Below are 20,728 nucleotides of genomic sequence, written 5' to 3'. Positions count from 1 at the left end.
TAAATCGAAAGCACCAATATTTTAGTTCATAAATGGAGTTTGTTAAATGGATAAAGAAAACTCGCCGATTGGCAAGCCCTACTTATACTGTATTCCTAAAATTCCCCACTACGTCGAATTCACCTCTAGCCGAAAATTTATACTTTCCTACAGCGCAAAAAAGCCCTCCGTATGAGGGCTGAAAGACAGAGGCGTAGCCCTACTTATACTGTATTCCTAAAATTCCCCACTACGTTGAATTCACTTCTAGCTGGAAATTTATACTTTCCTACAGGGTAAAAAGAAGCAAGGCCTTTTATAACTTTAAGCGCAAAAAACACTTCTACACAAGCTAAGCTCTAAGCTATTAATTCGATAGGATTGACAGCATCCGCTCTCCACTTTTCATGCCCGCACTGCATAACGGACACTTCGGATGATCCTGTAACGAAAAATCCTTTCTCATCCATCCGCGGCAATTCTCCGATTCACATTCCCATACAGCTGCCTTCACCTGTTCTGCTTCTTGTTGCATCGCTTGCTTTTTTCTGCTCCAGTACATATCTAACTCCTCCTTCGATTCGATATACAATCGTTCCGTACAACCTTCCATCGCACCGGCGGAAAGAAAAAAAGGCTGCTAACTCTATTGTTAACAACCTTCCTATTTGTCAATTACAGTTTTACAACGTTTACTGCTTGTGGTCCACGGTTACCTTGCTCGATTTCAAAGCTTACTTCTTGACCTTCATCAAGAGTTTTGAAACCTTCGCCTTGGATAGCAGAGAAATGTACGAATACATCGTTTCCACCTGGTACTTCGATAAATCCGAAACCTTTTTCACCATTAAACCATTTTACTTTACCAGTTGCTTTCATATTAAAATTCCTCCTTAAGAAATAAATGTAGTAATATGCTGTTCTTATTTTCCCGTTACAAGAAATAAAAAATTCACACATTATCAAGTATCATAGGTAACTCATATCATCCTTTGATGCTTGATAATATGTGAATTTGTTTAACGCATATTCTTCTTAATACGATTATACCTCTTTTTTTATATGTTTGCAATGCCAGCAAAGAAAAAAGAAAACTGGCATTATTGGGAGTACTTGCTATATAAAAGACCCGAACAATGTCTGTACACACCGTTCGGGTTTCCATCGCCATTATAAAGGTCTTCGTTAGTAAAAGGAATATTCGGAAGCAACGTCTGCACACGCTGCTCCAGAATCTCTTATTGATTTTTCAATCAATACAATAGTAAAACAACCGCTACAGCATCTGCACATGCTGTTTCAGCAGAAAATCACTTATATTATTTCTTTAAGTTGTAGAAAGATTTCGCGCCATCGTACACAGCCAATGCGCCAAGCTCGTCTTCGATGCGAAGTAATTGGTTGTATTTTGCGATGCGGTCTGTACGGCTTAAAGAACCAGTTTTGATTTGACCTGCATTTGTTGCTACTGCGATATCAGCAATTGTTGCATCTTCTGTTTCACCAGAACGGTGAGATACAACTGCAGTGTAACCAGCACGTTTCGCCATTTCGATTGCTTCGAATGTTTCAGTTAAAGTACCGATTTGGTTTACTTTGATTAGGATTGAGTTGCCTACGCCTTTTTCAATACCTTCAGCAAGCTTCTCAGTGTTTGTAACGAATAGATCGTCACCAACTAATTGAACGCGGCCGCCAAGGCGTTCTGTTAATAATTTGTGACCTTCCCAGTCATTTTCGTCAAGACCGTCTTCGATAGAAACGATTGGGAACTCATTTACTAATTGCTCGTAGAAATCAACCATTTCAGTAGAGCTTAAGCCAGTACGGCCTTCGCCAGCAAGGTCATATTTGCGTGTTTCTTTGTTAAAGAATTCAGAAGATGCAACGTCCATTCCAAGAAGAACGTCTTTTCCTGGCTCATAGCCAGCTTGTTTGATTGCTTCCATGATAACTTCTAATGCTTCACGGTTAGAACCAAGGTTTGGAGCGAAACCACCTTCGTCACCAACAGCTGTATTTAAGCCTTTTGCATGAAGAACAGATTTCAATGCGTGGAATACTTCTGCACCTGTGCGAAGCGCTTCACGGAATGTAGGAGCGCCTACAGGAAGAATCATAAACTCTTGGAAGTCTACGTTGTTGTCAGCATGAGATCCGCCGTTGATGATGTTCATCATTGGAGTTGGAAGCTGCTTCGCATTGAAACCGCCAAGGTAACGATATAATGGAAGACCTACTAAGTCAGCTGCAGCGTGAGCAACTGCCATAGATACACCTAGGATTGCGTTTGCACCTAACTTGCCTTTGTTTGGCGTGCCGTCTAATTCGATCATTGTACGGTCGATTGCTACTTGATCTGTTACGTCAAGGCCAACGATTTCAGGAGCAATTACTTCATTTACGTTTTCAACTGCTTTTAAAACACCTTTTCCAAGGTAACGGGATTTGTCACCGTCGCGAAGTTCTACTGCTTCGTATTCACCTGTAGAAGCACCACTTGGTACTAAAGCGCGTCCAAACGCACCGGATTCTGTATATACTTCTACCTCTACAGTAGGGTTACCGCGGGAATCTAATACTTCGCGTGCATAAACATCAGTAATGAATGGCATATGTTTTCTCTCCTTTTATTGTGTGATTAATGTTTTTCCTGTCATTTCCTTCGGCTGTTCTAAGCCTAAAAGAGTTAGCATCGTTGGAGCAATATCACCTAAAATACCGTCCTCACGAAGTTGAGCACCTTCTTTTGTAACGATGAACGGAACCGGGTTCGTCGTATGAGCTGTCATTGGTTGCCCCTCTGGCGTCAATTCCTCATCAGCATTTCCATGGTCAGCTGTGATAATTGCTGTACCGCCTTTTGCAACAATAGCTTCAACAACTTTCCCTAAGCACTCATCTGTCGCTTCAACCGCTTTAATTGTCGGCTCCATCATACCAGAGTGACCAACCATATCGCAGTTCGCAAAGTTTAAAATGATTGCATCATGCTTGTCCGCTTCAATTTCCTTTACTAATGCATCGGTTACTTCGTAAATGCTCATTTCTGGCTGCAAATCATACGTTGCAACCTTTGGAGAATTGATAAGAATTCGCTCTTCACCAGGGAATTCAGCTTCACGTCCGCCGCTAAAGAAGAACGTAACATGCGGATATTTTTCAGTTTCCGCAATACGAAGCTGCTTTAACCCAGCTTGTGAAATGACTTCTCCTAATGTGTTATCAAGGTTTGTCGGCTTAAATGCTACATAGCCGCCGACAGTTTCACTGAATTGTGTCATACAAACAAACTCCGGAATATGCGGAACTTTGCTGCCGCGATCAAATTCACGGAAATCATCATTTGTAAACACGCGCGCAATTTGAATCGCGCGGTCTGGACGGAAGTTGTAGAAAATGATTGCGTCATCATCGTTGATTGTTGCAACCGGTGTTTCGTCTTCACGAACGATTACAGAAGGCAATACGAATTCGTCATAAATACCGTTTGCATAGGAGTCTTCTACGCACTCGTACGCATCCTTGTATGTTGGACCTTCACCGTATACCATGGCGCGATAGCACTTCTCAACACGATCCCAGCGCTTGTCACGGTCCATAGAATAGTAACGGCCAGATACTGTCGCGAACTGTCCGACGCCTGTTTCTTCGATCACTTTGTACGTTTGCTCAATGTATCCTTTTGCTGTTTTCGGACCGACGTCTCGGCCGTCTAAGAACGCATGGATATACACGTTCTCAATCCCTTCCTTCGCCGCTAAACGAAGAAGTGCAAACATATGGTTGATATGGCTATGTACACCGCCATCAGAAAGCAAGCCAAATAAGTGAAGGTTTGAACCTTTTTGCTTCACATGATTTATCGCGTTTACGAATGTTTCATTACGCTCGAATTCACCCTCGCGAATTGCAACATTTACACGCGTTAAGCTTTGGTACACAATGCGGCCGGCACCAATATTTAAGTGCCCTACCTCAGAGTTCCCCATTTGTCCTTGAGGCAAACCGACTGCTTCTCCGCTTGCCGTTAATGTCGTATGCGGATATTGCTCCCAATATCGGTCAAAGTTTGGTTTGCTTGCTTGTGCAATTGCGTTACCGTATGTTTCTTCGCGCAACGCAAAACCGTCTAAAATAATTAGAGCTGTTGGTTGCTTTGCCATTACTTTACTGCCTCCAAAAGTCCTAAGAAGGATGCAGGCTCTAGGCTTGCGCCGCCTACTAACGCACCATCGATATCAGGCTGCGCCATGTACTCAGCGATATTTTCAGGCTTTACGCTTCCGCCGTATTGAATACGGACAGCCGCTGCTGCATCAGCAGAGAATGCTTCCGCTACAACCTTGCGGATATGCGCGCATACTTCGTTTGCATCCTGCGCAGAGGAGGATTTTCCTGTTCCGATTGCCCAAATTGGCTCGTACGCGATAACAGTTGCTTTTACTTGCTCTTCTGTTAATCCAGCTAACGCTTGTTTTACTTGATTTGCTACAAGATCAAACGTTTTTCCGCTTTCGCGCTCTTCTAATGTTTCACCGCAGCATACGATTGGTGTTAAGCCGTTTGCAAATGCTGCTACAGTTTTCTTGTTTACTGTTTCATCCGTTTCCGCAAACATTTCACGGCGCTCAGAGTGTCCAAGCACAACGTAGCTTACTTTCAAATCAGCAAGCGCTACTGGGCTGATTTCGCCTGTAAACGCACCGCTGTTTGCAAAGTGCATGTTTTGCGCGCCAACTTTTAGCTCGGAGCCTTCCGTTGCTGCTACAAGACGCTCTAGGAATAGAGCTGGAGAGCAAACAACAGAATCAACTGCTGAAGCAGAAGGAATTTGTCCTTTTACTTCCTCTACGAAGCTTACCGCCTCGCCTAATGTTTTATGCATTTTCCAGTTTCCTGCAATAATAGGTTTACGCATTCGGTACACCATCCCTTATTCGAGTGTAGCTCTTTACGGCTTATTCGTTCTATATTTCCAATTTCTCAAGGTAGTCAGAGTTTTTGCCAAAGAGGGCCCATCAATGACAGTTATGCTGCTACACAGTAAAAATCATACTTATAGAGCTCAAACAGGCCGCTTTCGCTTTTCTTACTTATCGTTTAGACGTACAACACCTGGAAGCTCTTTACCTTCCATGAACTCAAGAGATGCGCCGCCGCCTGTAGAGATATGACTCATTTTATCAGCTAAGCCGAATTTTTCAACTGCTGCCGCAGAGTCACCGCCGCCGATTACAGAGTATGTATTCGGAGATTCAGCAAGAGCATCCGCTACTGCTTTTGTTCCCTTCGCGAATGTGTCCAATTCAAACACACCCATAGGTCCGTTCCAAATAACAAGCTTTGAGTTACGAATCACATCTGCGTAGATTTCACGCGTTTTCGGGCCGATATCCAACCCTTCCCAATCACTAGGGATGGCATCAACAGATACCTCTTGTGTGTTCGCATCATTAGAGAAACCATCGGCTACTACAATATCAACAGGAACATAGAAATTTACACCTTTTTGCTTTGCAGTTTCCATGAATTCTTTTGCAAGATCAATTTTGTCTTCTTCTAGCAAAGATTTTCCGATTTCATGACCTTGCGCTTTGATAAACGTATACGCAAGTCCACCGCCGACAATAAGGTTGTCCACCTTATCAAGCAGATTGCTAATTACACCGATCTTGTCTCTTACTTTCGCGCCGCCAATGATTGCTGTAAAAGGACGATCTGGGTTAGACAACGCTTTTCCTAATACTTCAATTTCTTTTTCCATCAAGAAACCGGATACAGCTGGGATGTACTCAGCAATACCTGCAGTGGAAGCGTGCGCACGGTGTGCCGCACCAAATGCATCGTTTACATACAGATCAGCCAAAGCTGCAAATTCCTTCGCAAGTGCTGGATCGTTCTTTTCTTCGCCCGCATAAAAACGAACGTTCTCAAGAAGAAGAACATCTCCTTCACTCATGCCAGCAACTGCTTCTTGCACAACAGGACCATACGCCTCGTCCGTTTTAATTACGTTTTTGCCAAGCAATTCGCCTAAACGCTTCGCTACTGGTGTTAAACGTAATTCTTCTACCACTTGTCCTTTTGGACGGCCAAAATGGCTTGCTAAAATAACCTTTGCTCCGTTCTCCGCCAAGTACTGGATCGTCGGAAGAGCTGCGCGGATGCGCGTTTCATCTGTGATGACGCCGTCTTGCATTGGCACATTGAAGTCTACGCGGCAAAATACGCGTTTTCCTTTTACATCGACATCGCGAATCGATTTCTTGTTCATTAGGATTTCCCTCCGTGTTATAAATGGATTGACAAAACCCACTCCAAAGCTTACCACATTTTAGGGTAAAGTGAAACTTTATATAAGGAGATTTTGCCCTTGGCGCATGTTAATTATATGTAAAGAGAAGGGGAGGAGGGCATATTGCCTCTCCCCCCCTTTCCTTTTTTATATAATGGTCGAATTAAAGACCTTTAGATGCGATGTAGTCAACAAGGTCTACAACACGGTTAGAGTAGCCTGTTTCGTTATCGTACCAAGAAAGAACTTTTACCATGTTGCCGTCTACTACCATTGTAGAAAGAGCATCGATAGAAGAAGATGCAGGAGAACCATTGTAGTCGCGAGATACTAGTGGCTCGTCGCTGTATACAAGAATTCCTTTTAATGGACCTTCAGCAGCTGCTTTCAACGCTGCGTTTACTTCTTCTGCTGTTACTTCTTTGTCAAGCTCAGCAACTAAGTCAACAAGAGATACGTTTGGAGTTGGAACACGAACCGCACCACCGTTTAATTTTCCTTTTAATTCAGGAAGAACAAGACCGATTGCTTTTGCAGCACCTGTAGAAGAAGGAATCATGTTTTCAGCAGCTGCACGCGCACGACGCCAGTCTTTGTGTGGTAAATCTAGAATTTGTTGGTCGTTTGTGTAAGAGTGAACTGTTGTCATCATACCGCGGCGGATTCCGAATTGCTCATGAAGAACTTTTGCAAATGGAGCCAAGCAGTTTGTTGTACAAGATGCATTAGAGATAACATTGTGGTTAGCTGCATCGTATTTGTCTTCGTTTACGCCCATAACGATTGTGATATCTTCGTTGCTTGCAGGAGCAGAGATAACAACTTTCTTTACAGAACCGCCTAAATGCTTTTCAGCGTCTGCTTTGTTTGTGAAACGGCCTGTAGATTCTACAACAACTTCTACGCCGTAGTCGCTCCAAGGTAATTGAGCAGGATCACGCTCAGCGATGATTTTGATTTCTTTTCCGTTTACAACGATGCTGTCGCCGTTTGCAGAAATTTCTCCTTGCAATGTACCGTGCACAGAATCATATTTCAATAAGTGAGCTAATGTTGCTGCATCTGTTAAATCGTTGATTGCTACGATTTCTACATTTTCATTTTTAAGAGCCGCACGGAATACGTTACGACCAATACGTCCAAAACCATTAATACCAACTTTAACTGCCATTTTAACTTCCTCCTCAATGTGTGGGTGAAATATATGGTTAAGAGCTAATGCTCTTAAGTAACTCTCTTGCTGCGCCTTCATCTGTTACCAATATCGAGGTATGTCCCTGTCCGATAACAGCCTGAATGGCTTTCGCCTTTGATGCACCGCCCGCTACGGCAATGACGTGGGAAACATTCTGCAAATCCTCAAGCTGCATACCGATTGTTCGCACCTTGCATACAACTTCTCCTTGTTCGTTGAAGTAATATCCGAAGGCCTCACCAACTGCATGGCCTGTTGTAATCGCATCCCACTCAGCAGCGGATGTACTTCGTCTCCGTGCCATTGTAACAGCATCCCCAATTCCATGGATGACAATGTTAGAAGATTTAATAAGGTCTAGAATTTCTTTTACAGAAGGCTCCGTTACGATGGAAGCATACACCTCGCTGCTTACTTGATCGGGTACGTATAAGAGACGGTAATTACTATTCGTATGCTGCGCCATTTTCGCGCAAATCGTATTCGCCTCATTTTCCACGCTTTCCCCAACGCCGCCTCGTGCCGGCACGAACAGAGTATGTAAGTTTTTACAATCCATCTGCATCATGTCTGCCACAGCCGCAAGTGTTGTTCCTCCAGTTACAGCAACGATATTATTCACAGTCAAACGTTCCCTTATACAGGACACACAAGCGCGGCCCAGCTCCCGTTTAACCCAAGGCGAATCATCGCTGTTACCAGCTACAACGAAAACATCTTTCAACTTTAATGTTTCCTTCAGTTTTTCTTCTAAAACCTTTAGACCTGAAATTTCCCTCATAAAATCCTCAAGAGCAACAATGAGGTCCATCCCTTCTTCTGTCAAAGTCATACCAGAAGATGCAATCTCAATCAAGTTCTGTTCCTTCAAAGCTTGAACTTCACTTCGTAAGACCCGTTCTGTCATGCCAAGGCTTGCAGATAAATTTCTTCGACCAATCGGCTGCGTGAGCCGTATATACTGCAAAATTTGCATCCGTGTTTGCATAACAGGTAGCAGATCAGGCAACAATTTTTTTGCATGTTGAATCCATGAATTCATGTTCTTTTCCTCGCAATACTTACCTTCGCTAACTGGTCAATATACGTCCCGTGGTGACGTATTTTGTCCCACCCGCTATAAAAAAAAGAATTCCTGCTACAGATAGTATTGTAACAGGAAGCAAACATTTATTCAACACCTGAAAACATTGTTAAGCGCTTTCTTATCACATCTTTCTGAATAATTCCACATTGGATTTCTTTCCCATCAATTTCGACTACAGGAATCATGATCTGATATTTTTCAAGTAGAGCGTCATCCTTATAAATGTCCACTTCTTCTACTTGAAATGAGAATTCCTTCTGCAACTCCCGCAAAATTGCCTTTGCGTTATCACAAAGACAGCACTCATCCTTTGAATACAACACCACTTTCATTTGTCACACACCTATCCAATCGTTTTTCGAAGCGAGGATGCAGGAATATGAAGCTGTTCCCGATACTTCGCTACCGTTCTTCTTGATACTAAAATATCATACTGCTGCGTAAGCAAATCGCAAATCTTTTGATCTGAAAGCGGCTTTTTCTTATTTTCTTTATCTATAAGCGTCTGAATAAGCCCTTTTACCCGCTTAGATGAAGTACCTTCTTCTCCTGCTGATACAGCATTGCTGAAGAAATATTTCATCTCCATTAAGCCATACGGGGTTTGCACGTATTTACCGCGTGCCGCTCGACTAATCGTCGATTCATGAAACCCAAGCTCCTCAGCCACTTCCTTTAACTGCAACGGTTTTAAAAAAAGCGGTCCATTCAAAAAGAATTCACGCTGCCTATCAACAATTACATCCATCACCTGAAGCAGTGTCCGTTTACGTTGCTCCAAGCTGCGTACAAGCCACTGCAGCTGCTGATGCTTCTCTGATATGTAAGAGGCCACCTCGTGCTCCGCTTCTCGCAGCAACGCGCTGTATTGTGCATGCACCTCAATCTTCGGCATGTGTTCCTCATTCAATTGAATTACAAGCTGATTGTTTATCTTTGTTACATTTAAGTCAGGTACAATGTAAAATGGCTTTTCTGTGGAAAACGCCAGCCCAGGCCTCGGTTGAAGAGCCATTATACACTGTACTGCTCCCTGCAAATCCTCCGTTGTGCATTTTAACGCTTGCACTAGCTGCTTCCAATCCTTTTTTGCAAGAAGATCAAAGTAGTTTTCAATAATACATTCAGCCATTTCGCTTCCTTTTTGTAAACGCTTCAATTGGATTGTAAGACATTCCTGCAGCGTCCGTGCAGCTACCCCTGTCGGCTCTAACTTCTGCACAAGCTGGATACAATTCTCGATTTCTTCTACAGAAACAGACAACCACTTCGCCATCTCGTCTGTTCCCTCTTGCAAGTATCCATTTTCATCAATATTAGAAATCACAAAAGAAGCAATCCGTTTCTCAGCAGAGCTTAATTTCCAATCATGAAGCTGCTCAAGTAAATGCTGCTGAAGACTTACAGAAACATCCCCATAAATTTCAATACTATTCGCTATTTGCTTATGCGTTTTTCTTCGTTTATCACGGTCAAAACTCTTCAACTCAATAAGAGGATTATCAAGCGATTGTTCATATAAAAACTCTGTTAATTCCTGTGCGTTATATTGCAACATCGTAATTGCTTGTCTCAATTCTTGTGTCATCGCTAAACGCATTGTTTGTTCCTGTAAAAGCCCCATCTTCACTTCCATCTCCCCCTTGCTTCCTATTGTACAATATATTTTCCACAAACAAACTGTAAAAAAGTTCCCCTACAGAACTGATTATTTTATTCTTATTAAGCAAGAAAAAAAAATACGACAAAAATATGTAAAAAAGACTGTCCTAAAGATGACAGCCTTAGATTCGACAAACTATTGCAGCTGATAGTATGACCAGTTCCGCAGAACCTCATCTCTTCCGTCAGCAGCCTCATCATCAACTATGAAGATTTGTCCCATTGAAAATACGTAGGGCTGATCCATATGGTGGTGCTGACGCAGAGAAAGTATCGACACCTCCAAAGTTACTTGGCTGGAACTTTACCCCTTAATTAAAGTGCAACAAAAAGACCCCTCATCCGAAATAATTCTCAGATGAGGGGTCTTAAAATGCCGTTGTATCAAACTAGGACGCGCTCGGAGGGACTCGAACCCCCGCAAGACGTGGTACCGGAAACCACCGCTCTATCCGACTGAGCTACGAGCGCATATTACATACACTGCAAACAACAAAGGTTCGCATGTGACACATGAAATATTATACCCTTTCTTCTCACTATACGCAAGGGGGGCATGCAGGAAAAAATATTCTTAACACTGTCATATAAAAGTTTAAAAACTTCATACATATAGTGTGTATATCTTTGATTAAAAAGAAATAGATCAGGCAATGATGAAAAGTGTTCTAAAGAAAACTCGCCGATTGGCGAGCCGGTAGGCGAAGACAGAGGCGTAGTTGCACTTACACTGTATTCCTAAAATTTCTGACTACGTCGAATAACTTCTAGCTAGAAATTTATACTTTTACAGTGTAAAGAAAACTCGCCGATTGGCGAGCCCTGCCCTTGGGCGAAGACAGAGGCGTAGTTGCACTTATACTGTATTCCTAAAATTTCTGACTACGTCGAATTGGCTTCCTGCTAGAAATTTATACTTTTACAGTGTAAAGAAAACTCGCCGATTGGCGAGCCCTGCCCTTGGGCGAAGACAGAGGCGTAGTTGCACTTATACTGTATTCCTAAAATTTCTGACTACGTCGAATTGGCTTCCTGCTAGAAATTTATACTTTTACAGTGTAAAGAAAACTCGCCGATTGGCGAGCCCTGCCCTTGGGCGAAGACAGAGGCGTAGTTGCACTTATACTGTATTCCTAAAATTTCTGACTACGTCGAATTGGCTTCCTGCTAGAAATTTATACTTTTACAGTGTAAAGAAAACTCGCCGATTGGCGAGCCCTGCCTTTGGGCGAAGACAGAGGCGTAGTTGCACTTATACTGTATTCCTAAAATTTCTGACTACGTCGAATTGGCTTCCTGCTAGAAATTTATACTTTTACAGTGTAAAGAAAACTCGCCGATTGGCGAGCCCTGCCCTTGGGCGAAGACAGAGGCGTAGTTGCACTTATACTGTATTCCTAAAATTTCTCGCTACGTCGAATTGGCTTCCTGCTAGAAATTTATACTTTTACAGTGTAAAGAAAACTCGTCGAATCCACTTCCAGCCAGAAATTTATACTTTCTTGAAGTTCAATAAAGAAGGTAATTTTCCTTTTACAACGAATACAAAAAGTATGGCTTAATTATTTCAGATGAGCCATAAGTGTTTTTATTTGACCTTTCTTGACCATAATTGTATCATAAAAAGTAAGTTCTAAATAAGGAGGAATACATAATGAATTTAATTCCTACAGTTATTGAGCAAACAAATCGTGGTGAACGTGCATACGACATTTACTCCCGTCTTTTAAAGGATCGCATTATTATGCTCGGAAGCGGAATTGACGATAACGTTGCAAACTCCATCGTTGCGCAGCTCCTATTCTTAGAAGCACAAGATCCTGAGAAGGACATCCATCTATACATCAACAGCCCAGGCGGTTCCATTACAGCCGGCATGGCGATCTATGATACGATGCAATTTATTAAGCCTCAGGTTTCTACTATCTGCATGGGCATGGCAGCGTCTATGGGCGCTTTCTTGCTAGCGGCAGGTGCAAAAGGGAAGCGTTTGGCTCTGCCTAACAGTGAAGTTATGATCCACCAACCGCTTGGCGGCGCACAAGGACAAGCGACAGAGATCGAAATCGCAGCAAAGCGCATTCTATTCTTGCGTGATAAATTAAACACGATTTTAGCTGAAAGAACAGGCCAGCCGCTTGAAGTAATTGAGCGCGATACAGAACGTGATAACTTTATGACTGCTGAGAAAGCAAAGGAATATGGTCTTATCGACCAAATTGTTACTGAACGTAAATAATAAAAAACAAGCAACCGAATTCGGTTGCTTGTTTTTTATTGCGGAGCGAATCTTATCTAGCTATTCTTAAGACGTCCTGGTTCCTTCTCCGTTTTAACTATTATAAGCAAGTACCGCTCCATTCCTCATGGCATACGATCCTTAACGACGTTTAATCCACTCCAACGCTTTGCCCTATCCTTCTTTTTTTACATATTTTACGAGAGCATCTAAGGCTTCCACCTCATCAGATCCCTCTGTCACAATAGTAATGGTAGTGTTGGCACTTACAGCTAAGCTCATTAGACCCATGATGCTTTTTGCATTTACTTTCTTTCCGTCTTTTTCAATAAAAACATCTGATTGAAAACGGTTTGCTTCCTGAACAAACAACGCAGCTGGACGAGCCTGCAATCCGGACTTTAATAAAACCTCTACTTGCTTCTGAACCAATTTCGTTTCCCCCTTTATTAATTTCCTTATATTTCACCAGCCCGCAATTTATCAGCAATCTCATCGATTTTACGCAAACGGTGATTAATACCTGATTTACTAATTTTTCCGCCTGATACCATTTCTCCGAGCTCCTTCAAAGTTACATCTTGAAAGTTTACTCGTAGCTCAGCAATTTCACGCAGTTTCCCTGGAAGAAAATCCAGTCCGACAGTGCGGTCAATGTAACGAATATTTTCAATCTGACGCAATGCGGCTCCAATCGTTTTATTTAGGTTCGCTGTCTCACAGTTCACGAGACGATTCACAGAATTACGCATATCGCGTACAATACGAATGTCCTCAAAACGAAGCAGCGCATTATGTGCACCAATAATATTCAGGAATTCTGTAATTTTTTCTGCTTCCTTCAAATACGTAATATAGCCTTTTTTTCTCTCCAATGTCTTGCTATTTAAGTCAAACTCGTTCATGAGTTCACATATCGCATCGTTATGTTCCTTGTACAGGGAAAAGATCTCGAGGTGATAAGAAGATGTCTCTGGATTGTTAACCGATCCTCCCGCCAAAAATGCACCGCGCAAGTAAGAACGCTTGCAGCATTTCTTTTTAATAAGCTCCTTTGAGATATCATGGATGAGGGTAAAATCGTTGTGGATAATATGCAAGTCTTCCAAAACCTCTTTTGTCTTTTCAACAAGGCGGACGATATAGACATTATTTTTCTTCAGACGCATTTTCTTTCGAACAAGCAATTCTACCGTAACTTCATAACTTTTTTTCAAGAGCGTATAAATACGGCGAGCAATAGCTGCATTTTCCGTTTGGATATCAATCACAAAGTGTCGGTTGGAAAATGAAAGGGAACCGTTCATGCGAATTAACGCCGATAGCTCCGCCTTCACACAGCAGCCCTTACTTTCTAAATTTGTTAATTCCTTTTTTGTTTCAGATGCAAAGGACACCTCACTTACCTCCTGCCTCTTATGAGTTACACACGAGAGACAGCAATGCATGCTATAGCAGCGAACATAAAATAGATGCAAGCCTTAACGTGTCATGACGAACAACATCATCATCATACTTCACGAGCTCCGCTTCAATAATGTCAATTCCAAGCTGCTGCAGACGCTCGCTGTCGCATAAAACCGGCGTTGATAATTCTTGTTTATATTTCTCAAGCAATTCTTCCGGGATGTCTCCATTATTTACAATAATCGTATTCACAAAATTTGTGCCAAGATGGTCGTGCAGTGCCTGAACATGGTCGGCTGCAGTATAGCCAAGCGTTTCTCCTGCCTGTGTCATCACATTACATACATACACTTTTTTCGCTTGTGCCTCCACAACTGCCTGCCCGATTTTTTCGACAAGCAGATTTGGCAGGATGCTTGTATATAAGCTTCCAGGACCACACACAATTAAATCTGCTCTTCGTATTTCATTCAATGTTTCGTTCAGAGGCTCGACCTGCTCTGGTGTTAAAAATACTCGATGAATACGTTTTCCAAAATAAGGAATTTTCGATTCCCCTGTTACAATTCGGCCATCCTCAAGCTCCGCATGCAGGACGGTACTCTGATTTGCCGCAGGAAGCACACGCCCCCGCACATTGAGTACCTTACTCATTTCTGTAATCGCATGAAAAAAATCACCTGTAATGGAAATCATGCCTGCCAGCAGCAAATTACCGAGCGCATGACCGGACAAACCATCTCCAGTCTTAAAACGATGCTGAAAGAGCGCTTCCACGAGAGGCTCAACATCCGACAGCGCAACAAGTACATTGCGCACATCACCCGGCGGCGGGATCTCCAGCTCGTCGCGAAGACGCCCAGAGCTTCCACCGTCATCTGCCACTGTGACGATAGCTGTAATATCGACTGGATACTTTTTTAAACCTCTCAACAAAACAGATAGCCCTGTACCTCCGCCTATAATGACAATTTTCGGCTTTCTATGTCGCGTTCTCTCCATCTATTAATGTCCCTTTCTTTTTTCCACATCACGGTGAGATACATGCGTTTTATAGTCATTCCCCAATTTTTTCGCCAGGTATTCAGCAAGCGTGACGGAACGGTGCTGTCCTCCAGTACAGCCGATGGCAATAACAAGCTGGCTTTTTCCTTCTCTTTTATAATGCGGCAACATAAAGGAAAGTAAATCCGTTAGCTTTTCCAAAAACTTATGCGTTTCATTAAATTTGAGAACATAAGAAGATACTTCTTCATCAAGCCCCGTTAACGGCTTCATGTTAGGAATATAGTACGGGTTTGGTAAAAAACGCACATCAAACACAAGATCCGCATCAATAGGGATGCCGTATTTGAAGCCAAATGACATTACGTTTACACGGAATGTATGCTGATCATTTGTAGAAAACTGCTCTGTAATTTTTTCACGTAGCTCCTTTGGCTTTAAATCAGATGTATCTAATACCAAATTAGCACGTGCCTTCATATCAGCTAATAACTCACGCTCCAGTTCGATCCCCTTTAAAGGAAGGCCTGTAGGAGCAAGCGGATGGGATCGTCTCGTTTCCTTATAGCGTGACACAAGAGTGCTATCCTTTGCGTCAAGAAATAAAATGTTGGGGATAATCCACGTGCGTTCTGTTAAGTCATCAAGCGCTCCCCACAAATGGTCAAAAAACTCACGACCGCGTAAATCCACACCAAGTGCTACCTTATCCATTTTATTAGTTGTTTCGCTCATGAGCTCCACAAATTTCGGAAGGAGTGTAGGCGGCAAGTTGTCTACACAAAAGTAACCTAAGTCTTCGAAACTTTGCAACGCTACTGTTTTTCCAGCGCCAGACATACCTGTAATGATGACCATTTTAATATCATTTTGCTGTTTCATAACCGATTCCCTCCTTTTTAGACTCAACTAGGGTCTAAGCGATATGACAGCAGTTCAAAATTAGGCGTATATACAAACGTTCCATAAATCATGCCGCTTCCTTGAAGCAAGTAATCAATAATATGATAATCACCCGGAGCCATCGGCAAGGAGTCAACATCAGCCAAAAGATGCCACTGCAGAATCCCTTCCTCGCTTTGCGGCTTGTTCCCGCCAGTAAAATCAGTAGCAAGAAAGGAAAACATCATCCACTCCGAGACAACCTTATCGTTCTCCTTGATAACAAATGTGAATACACCCTTTAAAGAAGGATTCTTTAAATAGATCCCGGTTTCCTCCCTGTATTCACGCACGACAGCTTCACGAATGGTTTCACCGCGCTCCATCTTTCCTCCCGGAGCCACCCACCAGTTGCGGCGCGGCTTTTGCAGCAAAAGTATTTGATTGTCTTTTAATAATACGCAGTTCGCTACTCTTTGCAAGCTCATTCACCTCAGTTGTATAAGCGGCAAACCGCACCGCTTTCTGCCTATGCTTACGTTCCATTATACTATCAATTCCGGTTTGTCACAATGAATGGAGAGAGTACCGAGAGAATAAGTAAAAATGCAAATAAATATAAAAATTGAACATTTTCTGCTTAATATGTAATTGTACCCCTCACTTTCAAGCAAGCTCCCGATAAAATTGCAAGATAATAAAGAAAACTCGCCGATTGGCGAGCCCTGCCCTTGGGCGAAGACAGAGGCGTAGTTGCACTTATACTGTATCCCTAAAATTTCCAACTACGTCGAATTCCCTTCCAGCTGGAAATTTATACTTTCTTACAGTGCAAAAAAAAGAGCATAAGCGTTATTGCCTATGCTCTGCATATAATAAAATAAGTGGGGGTACTTGCCATCTATACTATACCCTATTTATATTGCGTTACATTTACAGCAGCATGATAGAACTATTACCAATATACTACTGTTTCGTTACTTTCAATTCTTCCTTAAGCTCTTCAATATAATGTTGCGCTGTCTGTGCCGCGATGCTGCCATCGCCTGTTGCTGTTACAATTTGACGAAGTGCCTTCTCACGCACATCTCCCGCCGCAAAAATACCTGGTACACGTGTTTCCATGCGGTCATTTGTTTCGATGTAGCCATTTTGATTTGTAATACCTAACGCTTCAAACGGCTTGGATAGCGGCAGCATGCCAACATAGACAAACACACCGTCCGCCTTGAATTCTTGTTCTGCTCCCGTGTTAACATCTGTTAATGTGAGGCTGCCAACCTTTCCGCCCGCTTCGTTGATTTCCTTGACAGTATGATTCCAAACGAAGGAGATTTTGTCATTGGCAAAAGCGCGGTCCTGCAAAATCTTTTGCGCACGCAGCTTATCGCGGCGATGGACAATTGTAACCTTTGTTGCAAAGCGTGTTAAGTACACACCTTCCTCAACAGCAGAATCCCCACCGCCAACAACAACAAGCTCTCTTCCTTTAAAGAATGCGCCGTCGCATACTGCGCAATACGATACCCCGCGACCTCCTAGCTCTTTTTCACCAGGAACACCGATTTTCTTATACTCTGCACCACTTGTGATAATCACCGCACGTGCCTTATATTCTTTCTTGCCTGCAACCACGGTTTTATATTCCTTACCGTCGATGATTTCCTTCACATCACCGTAGCCATACTCCGCACCGAATTTTTTCGCATGCTCGAACATTTTGTTCGACAACTCCGGTCCTAAAATATGATCATAGCCAGGATAGTTTTCTACTTCCTCTGTGTTAGCCATTTGCCCGCCTGGAATACCGCGTTCAATCATTAATGTAGACAAATTCGCCCGGGACGTATACAGCGCAGCAGTCATTCCTGCTGGTCCAGCTCCGATAATAATAACGTCATAAATCTTTTCTTCAGCCACTTTGTTCACTCCTTATTCCGACATCAAGGTCATACACTTCTTCTGTGCTCTCCATTTACAGGTTCATTATACTGCCATGCGATATCTTTTTTCTACTGATTTGTCTCCCTAAAGACCTGTTTTAACGCCTGCACATATTTACGGACAGTTGATACTGACACATTATATATATTTCCAATTTCGGCTTGCGTCATGTTTTTCTTTTGGTCACTGCGTACAAGATACTCAACAGCGGCTGACCAGGCAGATGCATTAGACAATCCTGTACTCTTCTCATAAAGATGCAAAAACGTATAAAACCAAAACTGCAAGCACTCCTCAATTAACTCATCATCTTTTCGTGTATAGCTGTATAAGACATTCGCGACCTGTGCACACTGCTCAAACATTTCTAAATCTCTATCTACTGTTTGACCAACCGTCTTTAAGAAGAAATAATGTGCCCACCGAGAAAGAATCCCAAATTCAGAAGATAATTGTGCAATACGCAAAAAAACATCCGCCTTTTCTTCCGTCTGCAGCTCATTCATTAAATAGAGTGCAAGCATTTTCCCCTGCGTCGTTTCCTCTTCCTCAAACGAATATTTCAGCTGCATGAGTAAAGCCTGCTGGTGAGGTCCGTCCTCTGTAAAATCGGCGGCTCTCCAAGGCTCCTTGCCTTCTCTTTCCGGATACAGGTCAATCACCTGCTTCCATACCTTTTCAGCCATCTGCTCATCGCCAACCATATAAGCGGAATATGCAAGCCAGTAATAATAGCTAACATCTCCTTCATAACCACGACGTCTGAGCAGCTTCAACCATTTATATGCAAGCTCAAAATGTCCGATTGTCGCAAACGTTGTTCCTAATTTAAAGCGATGCTCCGTCAAAATCGGGTACACACGTTCCAGTCCCTTCGCCAGTTCCTCAACCTGCTTTTGACGGCCGATGGCATAAAAGAAAATAACGTTATTGCACAAAGCATGCAAATTCCCCGGATTTTTTTCCAATACTTCCTCGCAAATTTGAAGTGCTCCCTCAACATCCCCAAGCTGAAAGCGAACGATCGCCAAGTTGTTATAAGCAGCCCAAAATTCCGGATATCCAGCGATGATATCCTGTAAAACCGCAATCGCCTCCTCTAACCTTCCATTGCGGATATATCCATTTGCTTCTTCCTGCATAAGAATAAGCTCGTCCTCGTCCTCGAACTCTGCTCCGCCTTCTTCCTCAGCAATCAAATCGAGCAAATCCAATGCTTCCTCGACGAATTCTTCCTCTTCCGCCGTCTCCAAATAACGCTGAGCATATTTCTTTGCCTGCTGAAACAACCCAAGATATGCATAATTATTTGCCATAAAATAATGGCATTCCTTCACAGTGGAATCCGCACGTAACACCGCCGAGAAAATTTGATTAGACTCGTGGTACTCTCCAACCTCGGATAAAGTAATGGCCAACTGACATAACATAAATGGCTCCTTCTTCACGTCCACTGCTCTCTTTAAATATTTAACTGCCTCTTGCAGATTATTGCGCCGATATGCTTTCATGCCTCTTTCATAAAAAAATTCGGCAGACTGATGGAAGGTCACAACTTGTCCCTTCACTTCTCGCACTCTTTCATTTTTCCCCATAAAACCTCCACTTTTCTCTTTGTCCCACACGAAATCCACAGTATCTTTAATTATAAGTATAAACGATTCCTAAGAAAACAAAACAATATATTATATACAGATTATGGAGTTTTATACAATACGTGCAGATACCGCCCTAGAGGGCTCTTTTACCTCACTGCGTCAAATCGTCCCCCGGCTAAAAATGTATCCTCTCAGAAAATGATAAAAGCAATCGACTACCTGCCGATTGCTTTATTATGTACGCCTAGCCATCTCTTCTCTTGTATAAATGATTTGCATCGGATTCCCGCCGACAAACGCTCCTGCTGGAACATCCTTATGTACAAGTGTACCAGCTGATACAACAGCGCCGTCACCAATCACGACACCCGGCAAAATCGTTGTATTCGCTCCAATCATTACCTCATCGCCAATGATTACATCTCCCAGACGATATTCGGTCACTAAATACTCATGCGCCAAAATCGTTGTATTGTAGCCAATGATTGTATTGCAGCCAACCTTAATTTTTTCTGGAAACATCGTATCAGGCATAGCCATAAGCGCAAAGGCTGTTTGCTCACCAATTTCCATACGCAAGAAGGTGCGGTACAGCCAGTTTTTCACATTCAAAAACGGCGTATACCGCGCTATTTGAATAATGGTAAAGGTTTTGACCACCTTCCAAAAGGATACAGTTTGATATATCTGCCATAGCGAGTTCGCACCGTTTACAGGGTACCGCGTCGTCCGCCTCACAGCCTTCTCTCCTCGTTATAAAATAGTCAACAAGTCGCTCATTTTCTCCAGCATATAATCCGGCTTATACGCAGCTAGGTAATCGCGCCCTTTAATTGTCCAGGCTACACCCGCAGTTTTGGTACCAGCGTTTTTGCCTCCTAAAACATCATGATGATTATCCCCAACCATGAGCGTAGTAGCAGGATTGGCATCCAAAAGACGCAGTGCCTTTTCAATCGGCTCCGGATGCGGCTTCACATGCTCGACATCATCAATCGTGACAATGACATCAAAAAATTGATGTAACTTTGTCAAATTCAAGCCCATTTCTACCGTTTTTCGCGCTTTTGTTGTAACAATCCCTAGCTTATAGCCTTGTTTTGCGAGCTGCTCTACTGTTTCATAGACCGTCTCATACTCTTGCACAAGCTCATCATGATGCGCATGATTGAATTCGCGGTACGCCTGAATCATTTCCTCTGTACGCTCCAGATCCATAGATGAAAAAGTTTCACGCAGCGAAGGACCGATAAATGCGAGCACATCCTCCCGTTTATATGTATCCGGATAATACGTATCCAACGTATGCAAAAATGAAGCAATAATCAACTCATTCGTATTAATCAACGTTCCATCCAAATCAAATAATACAGTATTAATTTTCATAAGCCCATTCCTTTCATTCAACTCTTCTTCAGATGATTGAAACCAA

Annotated in this window: 20 protein-coding genes and 1 tRNA gene; 1 reads left to right on the top strand and 20 read right to left on the bottom strand. The window is 42.7% G+C overall.

Going from position 1 to position 20,728, the window contains the following annotated elements:
• Positions 1-346 precede the first annotated feature (346 nt).
• The 11 genes from EP737_RS19440 to EP737_RS19390 all read right to left on the bottom strand — a co-directional run bounded on the left by EP737_RS19440 (position 347) and on the right by EP737_RS19390 (position 10,692).
• On the bottom strand, positions 347-541 hold the full coding sequence (locus tag EP737_RS19440; protein ID WP_129730057.1) for a cold-inducible protein YdjO-related protein: 195 nt from the start codon (positions 539-541) through the stop codon (positions 347-349).
• Between the two features lie 113 nt (positions 542-654).
• On the bottom strand, positions 655-858 hold the full coding sequence (gene cspD, locus EP737_RS19435) for a cold-shock protein CspD (protein WP_129730055.1): 204 nt from the start codon (positions 856-858) through the stop codon (positions 655-657).
• Between the two features lie 440 nt (positions 859-1,298).
• Complete coding sequence (gene eno / locus EP737_RS19430; protein ID WP_129730053.1) at positions 1,299-2,594, bottom strand: phosphopyruvate hydratase; 1,296 nt, start codon at positions 2,592-2,594, stop codon at positions 1,299-1,301.
• A 15-nt stretch (positions 2,595-2,609) separates the two neighbouring features.
• Entirely contained in the window at positions 2,610-4,145 is a 1,536-nt protein-coding gene (gpmI, locus tag EP737_RS19425; protein WP_129730051.1) for a 2,3-bisphosphoglycerate-independent phosphoglycerate mutase, read from the bottom strand.
• Positions 4,145-4,900: a triose-phosphate isomerase gene (tpiA, locus tag EP737_RS19420; RefSeq protein ID WP_129730049.1), complete on the bottom strand. Its 756-nt coding sequence runs from the start codon at positions 4,898-4,900 to the stop codon at positions 4,145-4,147. The genes gpmI and tpiA overlap by 1 nt, the downstream gene beginning before the upstream one ends.
• Before the next feature lie 171 nt (positions 4,901-5,071).
• On the bottom strand, positions 5,072-6,256 hold the full coding sequence (locus EP737_RS19415) for a phosphoglycerate kinase (protein WP_129730047.1): 1,185 nt from the start codon (positions 6,254-6,256) through the stop codon (positions 5,072-5,074).
• A gap of 184 nt (positions 6,257-6,440) precedes the next feature.
• Positions 6,441-7,448, bottom strand: coding sequence for a type I glyceraldehyde-3-phosphate dehydrogenase (gene gap / locus EP737_RS19410; RefSeq protein ID WP_129730045.1), 1,008 nt, complete (start codon positions 7,446-7,448; stop codon positions 6,441-6,443).
• 37 nt (positions 7,449-7,485) lie between these two features.
• Positions 7,486-8,514, bottom strand: coding sequence for a sugar-binding transcriptional regulator (locus EP737_RS19405; RefSeq protein WP_129730043.1), 1,029 nt, complete (start codon positions 8,512-8,514; stop codon positions 7,486-7,488).
• Between the two features lie 128 nt (positions 8,515-8,642).
• Positions 8,643-8,891, bottom strand: coding sequence for a glutaredoxin family protein (locus EP737_RS19400; protein WP_129730041.1), 249 nt, complete (start codon positions 8,889-8,891; stop codon positions 8,643-8,645).
• An 11-nt stretch (positions 8,892-8,902) separates the two neighbouring features.
• Positions 8,903-10,189: an RNA polymerase factor sigma-54 gene (gene rpoN, locus EP737_RS19395; protein ID WP_129730039.1), complete on the bottom strand. Its 1,287-nt coding sequence runs from the start codon at positions 10,187-10,189 to the stop codon at positions 8,903-8,905.
• Between the two features lie 427 nt (positions 10,190-10,616).
• A tRNA-Arg gene (locus EP737_RS19390) sits at positions 10,617-10,692 on the bottom strand.
• A gap of 1,183 nt (positions 10,693-11,875) precedes the next feature.
• Between EP737_RS19390 and clpP the strand changes: the two genes are divergently transcribed.
• Positions 11,876-12,460, top strand: coding sequence for an ATP-dependent Clp endopeptidase proteolytic subunit ClpP (gene clpP, locus EP737_RS19385; RefSeq protein WP_129730037.1), 585 nt, complete (start codon positions 11,876-11,878; stop codon positions 12,458-12,460).
• A 174-nt stretch (positions 12,461-12,634) separates the two neighbouring features.
• Here clpP and EP737_RS19380 read toward each other — a convergent pair whose 3' ends face one another.
• From EP737_RS19380 to ppaX, 9 genes are all read right to left on the bottom strand, one after another.
• On the bottom strand, positions 12,635-12,892 hold the full coding sequence (locus tag EP737_RS19380; protein WP_129730035.1) for an HPr family phosphocarrier protein: 258 nt from the start codon (positions 12,890-12,892) through the stop codon (positions 12,635-12,637).
• Positions 12,893-12,918: 26 nt separating this feature from the next.
• The gene (gene whiA, locus EP737_RS19375) at positions 12,919-13,857 is read right to left on the bottom strand and encodes a DNA-binding protein WhiA (RefSeq protein WP_129730033.1); all 939 of its coding nucleotides are present in this window, start codon (positions 13,855-13,857) and stop codon (positions 12,919-12,921) included.
• A 52-nt stretch (positions 13,858-13,909) separates the two neighbouring features.
• A complete protein-coding gene (locus EP737_RS19370) occupies positions 13,910-14,869 on the bottom strand; it encodes a gluconeogenesis factor YvcK family protein (RefSeq protein ID WP_129730031.1) in 960 nt (319 codons plus the stop codon).
• 3 nt (positions 14,870-14,872) lie between these two features.
• The gene (gene rapZ / locus EP737_RS19365; RefSeq protein WP_129730029.1) at positions 14,873-15,754 is read right to left on the bottom strand and encodes an RNase adapter RapZ; all 882 of its coding nucleotides are present in this window, start codon (positions 15,752-15,754) and stop codon (positions 14,873-14,875) included.
• 23 nt (positions 15,755-15,777) lie between these two features.
• Positions 15,778-16,236, bottom strand: coding sequence for an NUDIX hydrolase (locus EP737_RS19360; RefSeq protein ID WP_129730027.1), 459 nt, complete (start codon positions 16,234-16,236; stop codon positions 15,778-15,780).
• A gap of 484 nt (positions 16,237-16,720) precedes the next feature.
• A complete protein-coding gene (trxB, locus tag EP737_RS19355) occupies positions 16,721-17,674 on the bottom strand; it encodes a thioredoxin-disulfide reductase (RefSeq protein ID WP_129730025.1) in 954 nt (317 codons plus the stop codon).
• Between the two features lie 92 nt (positions 17,675-17,766).
• The gene (locus tag EP737_RS19350; protein WP_129730023.1) at positions 17,767-19,293 is read right to left on the bottom strand and encodes a tetratricopeptide repeat protein; all 1,527 of its coding nucleotides are present in this window, start codon (positions 19,291-19,293) and stop codon (positions 17,767-17,769) included.
• Between the two features lie 237 nt (positions 19,294-19,530).
• Positions 19,531-20,034: an acyltransferase gene (locus tag EP737_RS19345; protein WP_129730021.1), complete on the bottom strand. Its 504-nt coding sequence runs from the start codon at positions 20,032-20,034 to the stop codon at positions 19,531-19,533.
• Between the two features lie 15 nt (positions 20,035-20,049).
• Positions 20,050-20,682: a pyrophosphatase PpaX gene (ppaX, locus tag EP737_RS19340; RefSeq protein ID WP_129730019.1), complete on the bottom strand. Its 633-nt coding sequence runs from the start codon at positions 20,680-20,682 to the stop codon at positions 20,050-20,052.
• Positions 20,683-20,728 lie beyond the last annotated feature (46 nt).

This window comes from Ectobacillus funiculus (genome assembly GCF_004138295.1).
In the GTDB taxonomy this organism is placed as follows: domain Bacteria; phylum Bacillota; class Bacilli; order Bacillales; family Bacillaceae_G; genus Ectobacillus; species Ectobacillus funiculus.
Note: the sequence above shows the minus strand (reverse complement) of the source record. Positions and strands in the feature narration are given on the sequence as shown.

What these genes read in the sequence shown, in the direction of transcription:
- EP737_RS19440 (WP_129730057.1), bottom strand. Translation starts at nt 541, where the DNA reads ATGTACTGGAGCAGAAAAAAGCAAGCGATGCAACAAGAAGCAGAACAG.
- cspD (WP_129730055.1), bottom strand. Translation starts at nt 858, where the DNA reads ATGAAAGCAACTGGTAAAGTAAAATGGTTTAATGGTGAAAAAGGTTTC.
- eno (WP_129730053.1), bottom strand. Translation starts at nt 2,594, where the DNA reads ATGCCATTCATTACTGATGTTTATGCACGCGAAGTATTAGATTCCCGC.
- gpmI (WP_129730051.1), bottom strand. Translation starts at nt 4,145, where the DNA reads ATGGCAAAGCAACCAACAGCTCTAATTATTTTAGACGGTTTTGCGTTG.
- tpiA (WP_129730049.1), bottom strand. Translation starts at nt 4,900, where the DNA reads ATGCGTAAACCTATTATTGCAGGAAACTGGAAAATGCATAAAACATTA.
- EP737_RS19415 (WP_129730047.1), bottom strand. Translation starts at nt 6,256, where the DNA reads ATGAACAAGAAATCGATTCGCGATGTCGATGTAAAAGGAAAACGCGTA.
- gap (WP_129730045.1), bottom strand. Translation starts at nt 7,448, where the DNA reads ATGGCAGTTAAAGTTGGTATTAATGGTTTTGGACGTATTGGTCGTAAC.
- EP737_RS19405 (WP_129730043.1), bottom strand. Translation starts at nt 8,514, where the DNA reads ATGAATTCATGGATTCAACATGCAAAAAAATTGTTGCCTGATCTGCTA.
- EP737_RS19400 (WP_129730041.1), bottom strand. Translation starts at nt 8,891, where the DNA reads ATGAAAGTGGTGTTGTATTCAAAGGATGAGTGCTGTCTTTGTGATAAC.
- clpP (WP_129730037.1), top strand. Translation starts at nt 11,876, where the DNA reads ATGAATTTAATTCCTACAGTTATTGAGCAAACAAATCGTGGTGAACGT.
- EP737_RS19370 (WP_129730031.1), bottom strand. Translation starts at nt 14,869, where the DNA reads ATGGAGAGAACGCGACATAGAAAGCCGAAAATTGTCATTATAGGCGGA.
- rapZ (WP_129730029.1), bottom strand. Translation starts at nt 15,754, where the DNA reads ATGAAACAGCAAAATGATATTAAAATGGTCATCATTACAGGTATGTCT.
- EP737_RS19350 (WP_129730023.1), bottom strand. Translation starts at nt 19,293, where the DNA reads ATGGGGAAAAATGAAAGAGTGCGAGAAGTGAAGGGACAAGTTGTGACC.
- ppaX (WP_129730019.1), bottom strand. Translation starts at nt 20,682, where the DNA reads ATGAAAATTAATACTGTATTATTTGATTTGGATGGAACGTTGATTAAT.